Source organism: Lentiprolixibacter sp., from assembly GCF_982873095.1.
Genome location: NZ_CEYNTP010000076.1, coordinates 1 through 10,783, shown reverse-complemented (window position 1 = coordinate 10,783; position 10,783 = coordinate 1). Strand labels below are relative to the sequence as shown.

Genomic DNA, 10,783 nt, shown 5'->3' with positions numbered 1-10,783 from the left:
TGTATTCAGAGCGATCCCGTAACTGTGCTTCTAGACAGCAGCCCGGAAATCTCCCTGTCCATAGTGGATGAATGTGCGCCAGAAGGAACATTCCAGGTGTTGGTTACCCTGGATGTGGCTGGAGTTGCTCCCTATCAAATAAGCATTAATGGCGGGCCCTTCCAGAATATCGTGTTTGATGGAAGCAACCAATATACGGTCTCTGGTTTGAGCTCAGGAATGGCCCAGAGCATCACAGTAAGGGACCTCAACGGTTGCTCGGAAACCGATCCTTTTGATATTATCACGCCTCTCGAATTCCTGGTGACGCAAACCGCATTGCTGGATTGTGAACCTGGGGCTGCGGCCAATGCTGAAATAACAATCGAAGTGACCTCCGGATCCGGAAACTATGAATATTCTATTGATGGCCCGGGAGCAGTAGATGTTGCCAGAACAGCCCTGCCTTCTAATCCATTCACCTGGACGGGAGCAAGTGCCGCAGGCGCCTATGATATTACCATCTACGATCAGAGTACAACACCTCCGAATTGTGCGGAGACGATCACTATTGACATTCCGAATGCAGTAGTTCCAATTTTTACTGAAACCCATACAGATGTCACCTGTTTCGGCGGGTCTGACGGAACCATCACCTTGACGGAAACAGACAATGGTATCAACCCATTGACCTATACCCTGACCCCAATGCCGGTTGGCGTGGTCCTCAATGGAAATACCTTTGAGAATGTGCCTCCGGGAACCTATGATGTTCGTGGTCTGGGCACTAATGATTGTTTTACCGACATCTTTGGAATTGTAATCGATGAGCCCAACCCCATTGCGGTTCCGGCACCTACGGTAGTCGAATTTGGCTGTACCGCCGGAAATAACCCGAATAATGCCAGCATCAGTATCAATGCGGCAGGCATTACAGGAGGAAGCGGAACTTATGTGATCTACGAGTTTATCAATGACCAGGGCACTCCTGCGCCAGGTGATGATGTAGTAGTGCAAACTGGACCTAATACCACTTATGTAGAAACGAATGTGGCTGGTGGCAGCTATACCATAAATGTCTATGACAGCAATGGTTGTATTGGCACAACAACAGCTATTATTCTTCCTTATGACGAATTGCTGACGGCCACTGCGGCCATCACCAATCCCATAACCTGTAACCCGGGGATGGACGGAGAAATCACCATCACGGTGACATCCACTGTTAACGATCCGCTTAAGTATGAGTACAGCATAGATAATGGAACCAACTGGCAGGCGTCCAATGTGTTCAGTGGCCTGGATATCGGGGTTTATAACTTCCTGATCCGACACGTGGATACGGGTTGTATGATTACAGCTACGGAAACCCTGGAAGACCCGAACACCTTTACCATCGACGTAGTAAAACTGAGCGATGTCATCTGTTTCGGCACCGCTACCGGGCAGGTAACTTTTGAACTTATCGACGCTACCTACGCAGGTGGATTCGACTGGGAGATCTGGGACACTAACGGTACCCCAACGAATACGGCAGATGATGTTTCTGTGACTTCAGGCTCAGAGGCCGGAAACGGACCTACCCCGGTAATTAACATTGGGGCGGGAAGTTATTACGTGACTGTTACCCAGACTAACGATCCGGGCTGTGTAAATTCAGAGCCTTTCACCATTGATGGGCCTCCTGCAGCAATCACTGCGCTGGCGGATGTTACGCCTATTACCTGTTTAGGAAACGATGGCATTATTGAAATCACCAACGTACAAGGCGGATGGGGAGGTTACACCTACTTTGTGGGAACTGCCGCCCCGGCAGGACCTGGTTCCTTTGTTGCCAGTCCGAGGTTTGAAAACCTGTCGCCAGGAACCTATGAAGCCTGGGTAATGGACAGCCAGGGTTGCCAGCAAATGGTACAGAACAATATCGTCCTTGCTGATCCTGCGCCTATTACAGCTACCCTACAGATCAATCAGGAAAACTGCATCAACCTGCAGGGAGAAATTGAAGTTGTGGGTACGACAGGGGGACAAGGAAGCAATTACACCTATCAGCTCATCAAGGATGGTGTTCCTTTTGGCGCCCCTCAGACCAGTACGGTATTCAGTGGTCTTGGTGCGGGTAGTTACGAGGTTCAGATCACTGACCAATGGTCGTGTACTACTACCATCGGACCTGAGGTGCTTTATGAAGAAATGAACCTGGTGGGTACGGTAGTCAAGCCTATCGATTGTACTGCCACACCTGATGGGGAAATAACCATTGCAGTAAGCGGCGGTTCAGCTAACCTGGACTACACCGTTACCTTCCCTGACCTGGTGACCACTGCATCAAATGCAACTGGGGTGTTTACAGGCTTAAGCCAGCCCGGTACTTATACTTTTGTCGTTACTGATTTGGATACTTCCAACCCGGTATGTACCAAAACTATTACGGTAGACCTGGATACGCCTGCCCCGGTAACTTTTGACCCCCATACAGTGGTTGATGTCTCCTGTAACGGACTAAGCGACGGCAGTATCACCGTTAACCTCACGCCGAGTGCGCCAGGTGTAAACGACAATCCGCCGTATACCTACAACCTGTACAGCGGCGCTGTTTTGATCGCGGGTCCGCAAACCGATCCCCTCTTTAGCGGATTGGCTGCAGGAACCTATGAGGTGGAGGCTGTTTCCAACCGCGGTTGTTCCCTGAGGGAAGTAGTTGTAGTTAATGAGCCAGCTTTACTGTTAATGTCAGCAGCCGCAACGGCGTTCAATTGTAATCCGGACAACACGGTAAATACAGCCACAATAACGGCTACAGTAAGCCCGGGTACCGGAACTGCGCCTTACCTCTACAGTATTGATAATGTTAACTGGCAATCCAGCAATACGTTTAATGTTGTAGACAACGGAAGCACTCAGAATATCACCGTATACGTGACGGATGCGAATGGGTGTAACACCACAGATACGGTTACACTCACTCCTTTGAATGTGTTTACAGCAGCAGTAAGCCAGAATGCGGCTATCAGTTGCTTGAATCCAGAAGAGGTCCTGATCACTGTGAGTGATGACGGTAACCCGGCCAACACCTACACCTTTGAGTTGTTGCCGCTTGGAAACCCCAACGGCACATTAACCGGAACACCCACCAATGTTACAGCTACCTTTGAGCTGACCACCCCCGGTACTTTTACCTTCCGGGTAACGGATAATGCAACAGGGTGCTACGTATATACTGCACCTTATACGGTTGCGCCTTATGACCTAATTGATGTGGTGGCTACAGCTACTGCCCCGGTTACCTGCTTTGGGGACACCAATGGGACTCTGGAAATCAATGTTGCCGGATATACCGGAGCATACACCTATGAAGTGTTTACCGCTGCGGGAGTTAGCACAGGAATCACCGGTGCGGGGGACACCAGCACTAATCCATTCGCGATAACCGGACTCTCAGGAGGCAACTATTTCGTAAGGGTTACCGAAACGACTGCGCCCTTCTGTGTGGAAGATACCAATATCATTACTATCATGTCTCCTGATATGCCGCTGACGGCTGCAGTTAATCCGTTAGCCAATGTCACCTGTACCAATGACCAGGGTGAGATCCTGGTAGCGCCAACAGGTGGGTATGCCCCATATGATATTGTACTGACCAACACCACAACAAGCCAGGTATACACCGTAAATGGGGTGAGCAGCTTCATATTCAGTGGTCTTTCAGCAGGTAATTTTACCATTGCCATTACGGATGCGGGCGGATGTGTGCTGAATGATGTTGAAACACTAGTACAACCTGCTCCAATCACAGCAGACATATCAGCTGCTTTGACCAACCTGCTTTGTTACGGGGATACTAATGCCTCAGTAACCGCTATCAATGTGGTAGGGGGAGAGGGAAGTTACCAGTATATCCTGAACGTATACGATGCTACAGGCACTACCATTACCTTCAGTTCAGGGGCCCAGGGAAGCCCAACTTTCACCGGACTGGGTGCGGGCACTTACAGCATCACTGTGACTGACGGATGGAATTGTGACGTAGAGACGGTTCAGGTAACCATTACCGAACCTACAGAAGTAGAAAGTGCCCTTGTTCAGACGACCATGATGACGTGTACGAACAATGCGCAACTGATGTTGTTTGCCTCAGGCGGAACTGCGCCGTATGAATACAGTACAGATGGAATCGTATTCCAGCCTATGTCTGGTGGTGACACCCACACCTTTACGGTGACTGATGGTGTATACCAGTACTATGTGCGGGATGCAGTAGGATGTGAAGCGGATATTTCAAACCAGATCACCATAGATCCGATTGAGCCATTGACCATCAATATCGATGACAGCGCCGCCATGATCAATTGTACCGGGGAATCCACAGCCACAATTATTGCAGAAGCCGCTGGCGGACTTGGAAATTATTCCTATGAGCTCTTTGGTGATGCTGCCTTAACGATGCTGTTAAATGGTCCTCAAAACGATGGTACGTTCCAGAACCTTCCCGCCGGAAGTTACTGGGTACGTGTGACCAGTGTGGATTGTGTTGAGGTTACCAATGAGATCATCATCACTGAACCGATGCCATTGCAGATCGACCGCCAGGAATTCACTAACGTTACCTGTGCAGGGGAAGAGGACGGTACCATTACCGTGGAAGTATCTGGTGGAACTGGTGAAATTCTGTATGCCATCAGCCCGAACCTCAACAAGTTCGATACGGTGAATACGTTTACCGATCTGGCACCCGGCGTATACGATGTGATCGCACAGGATGTTAATGGATGTTTCATTCCCTTCCAGTTTACCATCACCGCGCCTACTCCGGTGGAAATGACCTATACGGCCCTGCCCGAAGTATGTGCTGGTAGCGAAGATGGTAGCATTACCGTTGCCATCAGCGGAGGAACCCCTCCTTACCGCACTGCTTTCAATTCTAATGCCGATGCTGATTTTGTTGCAGGTCAAACTACTTTCAGCGATCTGGCAGCAGGCATGTATGTAGTGTTTGTTAGGGATGCCAATGATTGTGAAACCAATGTGATTGTTGAAATAGAACCGGGTGTGAACCTCAATGGTCTCGTGGAACCGGTATACGAGTGTACGGGTAATATCCCTGGTAATTATATCAATATTACCATGGAAGACCCCTCCGTTCTTGGTTCCATCATGTATGCCCTGGATTCTACAGATCCGGCAGACATGCAACTGAACCCTGATTTCAGGGATCTGGCTCCTGGCAGCCACTACGTTGCTATTTCACACGCCAACGGTTGTGTTCAAACGCTTGATTTTGAAATAGACAGCTATGAGCCGCTTACGCTGACCCTCGAACAGAACAACATCAACGAGATTACAGCTATAGCTGCCGGAGGATTGCCGCCGTATACTTTCTATTTCAATGATGATAACAACGGCTCAGACAACACCTACTATATCACAGAAACCGCTACCCATACCGTAAGGGTGGTAGATCAGTTGGGTTGTGAGATGGAAGCCCAGATTTTTATGGAATTCATCGATATCGAAATCCCCAATTTCTTTACCCCGGATGGTGACGGAATGAATGATTTCTGGATCCCGGACAACATGGAAGGCTTCCCGGAAATACTAATAAAAATTTATGATCGTTATGGTAGAGTGGTAGCTGAAGAAGCCTACGGTTCACAAGGTTGGGATGGCACCTACCACGGCAATGAACTCCCCACAGGTGATTACTGGTACGTAATCAAATTAAATGGGGAACGAGACGAACGTGAATTTGTGGGCCACTTTACACTGTATCGATAACTGACTTAACCTGGACGCAATGCGCAGACCGCTTATAACCTTATTACTCCTCTTCATCACATGGGCCACAACTGCCCAGGAGTTAACCTTGCCTCAGCTTTCACAATATCTGGCAGATAACCCCTTCGTGATGTCACCCACCTATTCTGGTATTGGAGACCACATCAAGGTTAGGATTAACGGCTTGACCCAGTGGGTGGGTATCGAGGATGCTCCCGATACCCAGTCCCTGGCGGCCGATGCTCGTATTGGAAACCGTTCCGGGTTGGGGATGCTCCTCTATAATGACAGTAACGGGGAAACCCGGCAACGGGGTGCGCGGCTTTCCTTTGCCCACCACCTTACGCTGGACAAGTATGACGATGAGTTCCTCTCTTTCGGGATCTCCTATAACTTTAACCAATTCCGGATCGACATCGAAAATTTTGACAGTCCGGACCCTAGTGTCACAGACGACCGAAGGACCACCAACCACAACTTTGATGTAGGGGTGCTGTACCGGTATGATAAGTTTTACTTCAGCCTCAATGCTTCCAACCTGCTGGACAAGGACCTCACCAGTTTTAATCCTGTTTTTGAGCCTAACAGGCTAAGGAACTACTACATCTACACGGGTTATAGGTATTCAAAAAATAAAAACAGCCGTTTGGAAATTGAGCCTTCTGTATTTTTCCAGTGGTTCGAAAGTGATGGCCGTTCCGTTACTGACCTCAACACCAAATTCCGTTGGTATGATTTTGAAGATTACTACTACGCCGGGGTCACCTACCGTTTCCTGAACGACCAGATTGGTAATCCTTTGTATATCGCACCCTTGATAGGACTTAAGAAGAGTAATTTTTACTTCGGATATTCCTATCAGATCATCCTTAATGAAATCCTCGGTTTCAGTACGGGTACCCATGTGATCACCTTAGGGGTTGACCTCTTCCAGGGGCTCAGCAATTGTCGTTGTACCTACTAAGAGAATCCACGCCAAAAGCTTAAGTTTGCGGTAAACCTGTATGTTATGGGAACCGTTTCCGTGGATAATATCCGCCTTTATGCCTATCACGGCTGCCTGGAAGAAGAAGCGCTCATTGGTAGTGATTACCGGGTAGACGTAGCTGTAACGGCTGATTTGCAAAAGGCAGCTAAGTCTGACATTCTTGGGGATACCGTAGATTACGTTCATATCCATAAAATTGTCAAAGAAGAGATGGCTATCAGGTCAAAGTTGCTGGAACACGTCGGGAAGCGCATTTTGGATCGCATTTTTGAAGAACTCCCACCGGTTAAGGACGCAGTGGTGACAATATCCAAGATCAACCCTCCCATCGGCGGGGATGTGGAAGCTGTCTCGGTAAAACTACATGATAGTCGTTAAAAGACCGGCCAGGTAGTTTCAAAAAACAAAAAGGAGGCTTATTTTTGCCACACCCTGGCATTGTGGCTGAATTGGTTAGGCCAAACCCCGCAAGGGTTTGTATGGTGGTTCGAGTCCACCCGATGCCTCTAAGAACCCGATATGGGGAAGGAAGATTGGAATAATTGTGCCTTAACTTTTGAACTCTTTCTTTGAAATCCCATAAATTTGCACAACTAACAGGCATCGTGGCCGAGTGGCTAGGCACAGCTCTGCAAAAGCTTGTACAGCGGTTCGAATCCGCTCGATGCCTCAAAAGACCCTTCTTCGAGAAGGGTTTTTTTGTGCCTATTCGTTGATCAGTTCGATCCCTTTCTCAATATTGAGTTTGTCCTTAGGAAGGAACCCTTTGGTGATCAGGACAAGTCCGCAGATGGCAAGGATAATGCCCAGTCCTTTTTTAACCAAACGAATCCGCTCCACGGTGAGCTTCGAACGGAGTTGCTTTGCCAGGAGGATCTTGATCATGTCAACAAAGAGGTAGGCCCCCAGCATAGCACCAAAAAAGACCATCATCCGGTTGGGGTCATTGTCGAGGCTGGGCCCTACTACTATAATTACCCCAAGCCAGAACACAAGCACGCCGATATTTATAAAATTTAGAAGAAAGCCTTTAACGAATAAGCTGAGATACCCGCCCCTGCGCGGTTTTATATCTGATTTACTTTTCAGACTTTCCCTGTTGAAGAATATGGTGATCCCGTAAAGGAGGAGGATCACCCCGCCAAAAACATATAAGCCGGGTTGGTTGCTTAGGTTTTCCAGGAGCTGGTAACTACTGAAATAAGCAATAACTAGAAAAATGATGTCGGCAAAAATAACCCCAAGATCAAAGACCAGTCCCGCCCGGAATCCTTTGGTAGCACCGGTTTCGAGCAAGACGAAGAAAACAGGGCCAATCATAAAGCTCAATAACAAGCCCAATGGTATCGCTGCCTGGATGTCTTCGACCATCTTCCTTTGACTTTACATTCTGATTATTTTTCCACCGAAAACGGTTTTTTCATCCATTTTTTCAGGGTCCCCGAAAACCAAAACCTGTCCCCCTGCCTTCACGGTGGCCTTCACATATTTTGTTGCATAAATTTCTGCCCTGGAACCTGCGTTGACGTTTACAGTGCTGAAGTTTGTAGTGAAAGCCTTGCCAAAATATTGTCCCCCCGTATTGATCTGTACGTCCTGGTTGGCAGAAGTACCACTCGCGGTGATCATCCCGCCGGTAACACACTTGATCAGCAACTGTTCCACCCGGGCTTCAATTTCTGCTTCCCCGCCCTCCTGGGCTTTTACCTCGAGAACTTCCTGTTCGAAAACCTGTTCAGAGGTAATCCTGGCATCTTCATTTACATCAATGACAATTAGAGGTTGGGCGTAATACAGGTCTACAAAAGTGCGGTAGCCACTGAATAACTTATCGATTTCCATGCGGATCTTCAAAACACCATCATTATTAACAATAGCGACTTTGTTGGTATTCGCCCCTCTGATTACCGCCTTGTTCTCCTGTGATCGTATTAAGTTTACAGAAATACCGTCAAAAGCTTTTACCTCCCGGAAGGCCTGGAGTTCCCTGTTAACGGATTCCCCCTGGGCAGAAAGGGATAAGCCTGTTGTAATGATGAATAGAAATGATGCCAGCAGTGTTTTCATGGTATTCCTTTTGGCCGGCGTAAAAAACAAACCTGATTTGCTTTAATTCGCCTTGTCAATCGTGCCCAGCAGGTTGAAGTCGAGGTGGCGCCTTACCAGATCTGTGTTCTTTACACTAACCATTACTTCGTCACCTAATTGCAGGACCTTGCCTGTACGCTCGCCTATCAGAGCATACTGCCTTTCATCAAAGGTATAATAATCATCCCGTAAATCCCTAATCCGAACCATGCCTTCACACTTATTTTCGATGATCTCCACATAGATCCCCCACTCGGTTACTCCGGAAATCACACCCTTAAAGCTGTCTCCCTCGTGTTTCTGCATGAATTTGATCTGCATATATTTGACTGAATCCCGTTCCGCCTGAGATGCCAGCTGCTCCATATTGGAGGCGTGCTTGCAGTGTTCCTCATAAGGTTCGGGTTTAGGTGACTTTCCTTTGTCCAGATAGTGTTGCAGCAAGCGGTGGACCATTACATCCGGATAGCGTCGGATCGGAGAGGTGAAATGGGTATAATAATCAAAAGCCAGCCCGTAATGCCCAATGTTTTCTGTGGTGTAGATGGCCTTGCTCATACTGCGTATGGCCAGGGTATCTACTAAGTTCTGTTCGCGCTTGCCCTGTACGTCCACGAGAAGCTTGTTTAGAGACGCGCTAATGGATTTTTTACTCTGGAAGTTAATCTTGTGCCCAAACCTTGAAACAATCCCGTTAAGCGCCATCAATTTCTCTTCATCGGGTTCGTCGTGCACCCGGTACACAAAGGTGTGTGTGGGCGATCTTTTCCCGATGAATTCCGCCACTTTTTTATTAGCGAGCAACATAAATTCCTCGATCAGCTTATTGGCGTCTTTAGTTTCTTTGAAATAAACACTTTCCGGTTCGTTTTCTTTATCGAGATTAAACTTTACCTCAACCTTGTCAAAGGTGATTGCTCCCGCGCGCATGCGGTTTGTCCGCATTTTTTTCGCCAGGCGGTCCAGCGTGATGATGGCATCAGCAATTTCCCGGGATACCGTATACCCCCCTTCGCGAATAGATACATCAGCAGGAACTATTGGTTTACCAGTTTCAATGATATGCTGGGCTTCTTCATAAGCAAAGCGCTCGTCAGAGTTGATCACCGTACGGCCATACCATTCTTTTTTGACCCGGGCTTCCTGATCCAGCTGAAAGATTGCTGAAAAAGTATACTTCTCTTCCTTAGGCCGCAGGGAACAGGCCTGGTTAGATAATACTTCCGGGAGCATGGGAACTACCCGGTCTACCAGGTATACAGAAGTGGCGCGCTCAAAGGCTTCATCCTCAAGGATGGTATCGGGTTGCACGTAATGCGATACATCGGCAATATGTATCCCAATTTCAAAGAGTCCGCCTTCCAGTTCCCGGAAAGACAACGCATCGTCAAAATCCTTTGCATCCTTAGGGTCTATGGTAAATGTAAGCACCTCCCGCATGTCTTTCCGCTTTCTGATCTCCTTATCCAGGATACGGGTGTCTAGTTGCTGGGCAAATCGTTCTACTTCCATTGGAAATGTTGCCGGCAGACCGTATTCTGCAAGGATAGCATGTATTTCTGTGTGATGCTCACCCGGTTTTCCCAGGATTTCAGTAATGCGGCCTGTTGGTGAATCTTCACCCTCATCCCATCGGGAAATTTCCACCAAAACCTTGTCCCCGTCCTTAGCCTTGCCGATATGTTCACGGGGAACAAAGATGTCTGTATACATTTTAGGATCCGTGGGACGTACAAAAGCAAAGGTTTTTTGCAAATCCACGGTACCTACAAAGGCGCTTTTTTTCCGCTCCAGTATTCTTTTGATCTCGCCTTCTAATTTTTTAGAGCGCGTTTTTGGAAAGACATACACTTCTACTTTGTCCCTATGAAGCGCCCGGTTGATACGGTTGAAGGGAACAAAAACATCTTCTTCCAGCTCGTCCGAAACCACATAGGAATTCCCGCGACCTGT

Annotated in this window: 6 protein-coding genes and 2 tRNA genes; 5 read left to right on the top strand and 3 right to left on the bottom strand. The window is 48.0% G+C overall.

All coding sequences use genetic code 11. The features are described 5' to 3' along the window. Positions 1-24: 24 nt before the first annotated feature. The 5 genes from AC4E7D_RS06405 to AC4E7D_RS06385 all read left to right on the top strand — a co-directional run bounded on the left by AC4E7D_RS06405 (position 25) and on the right by AC4E7D_RS06385 (position 7,412). Positions 25-5,754, top strand: coding sequence for a T9SS type B sorting domain-containing protein (locus AC4E7D_RS06405; protein ID WP_490172983.1), 5,730 nt, complete (start codon positions 25-27; stop codon positions 5,752-5,754). 19 nt (positions 5,755-5,773) lie between these two features. Then, on the top strand, positions 5,774-6,718 hold the full coding sequence (locus tag AC4E7D_RS06400; protein WP_490172982.1) for a PorP/SprF family type IX secretion system membrane protein: 945 nt from the start codon (positions 5,774-5,776) through the stop codon (positions 6,716-6,718). Positions 6,719-6,763: 45 nt separating this feature from the next. Next, positions 6,764-7,120: a dihydroneopterin aldolase gene (gene folB, locus AC4E7D_RS06395; protein ID WP_490172981.1), complete on the top strand. Its 357-nt coding sequence runs from the start codon at positions 6,764-6,766 to the stop codon at positions 7,118-7,120. Between the two features lie 56 nt (positions 7,121-7,176). Continuing rightward, a tRNA-Cys gene (locus tag AC4E7D_RS06390) sits at positions 7,177-7,248 on the top strand. A gap of 93 nt (positions 7,249-7,341) precedes the next feature. After that, positions 7,342-7,412, top strand: a tRNA-Cys gene (locus tag AC4E7D_RS06385). 35 nt (positions 7,413-7,447) lie between these two features. Here the strand turns inward: AC4E7D_RS06385 and AC4E7D_RS06380 are convergent. The 3 genes from AC4E7D_RS06380 to rnr all read right to left on the bottom strand — a co-directional run. Continuing rightward, complete coding sequence (locus AC4E7D_RS06380) at positions 7,448-8,113, bottom strand: LysE family translocator (protein ID WP_490172980.1); 666 nt, start codon at positions 8,111-8,113, stop codon at positions 7,448-7,450. A gap of 12 nt (positions 8,114-8,125) precedes the next feature. Further along, the gene (locus tag AC4E7D_RS06375) at positions 8,126-8,809 is read right to left on the bottom strand and encodes a head GIN domain-containing protein (RefSeq protein WP_490172979.1); all 684 of its coding nucleotides are present in this window, start codon (positions 8,807-8,809) and stop codon (positions 8,126-8,128) included. Positions 8,810-8,851: 42 nt separating this feature from the next. Continuing rightward, positions 8,852-10,783 (bottom strand): ribonuclease R (gene rnr / locus AC4E7D_RS06370; RefSeq protein WP_490172978.1); only part of this gene is annotated, 1,932 nt, incomplete at its 5' end.

Bases quoted from the DNA above. Each gene is read 5' to 3' on its own strand.
- AC4E7D_RS06400 (WP_490172982.1), top strand. From the start codon at position 5,774: ATGCGCAGACCGCTTATAACCTTATTACTCCTCTTCATCACATGGGCC.
- folB (WP_490172981.1), top strand. From the start codon at position 6,764: ATGGGAACCGTTTCCGTGGATAATATCCGCCTTTATGCCTATCACGGC.
- AC4E7D_RS06380 (WP_490172980.1), bottom strand. From the start codon at position 8,113: ATGGTCGAAGACATCCAGGCAGCGATACCATTGGGCTTGTTATTGAGC.
- AC4E7D_RS06375 (WP_490172979.1), bottom strand. From the start codon at position 8,809: ATGAAAACACTGCTGGCATCATTTCTATTCATCATTACAACAGGCTTA.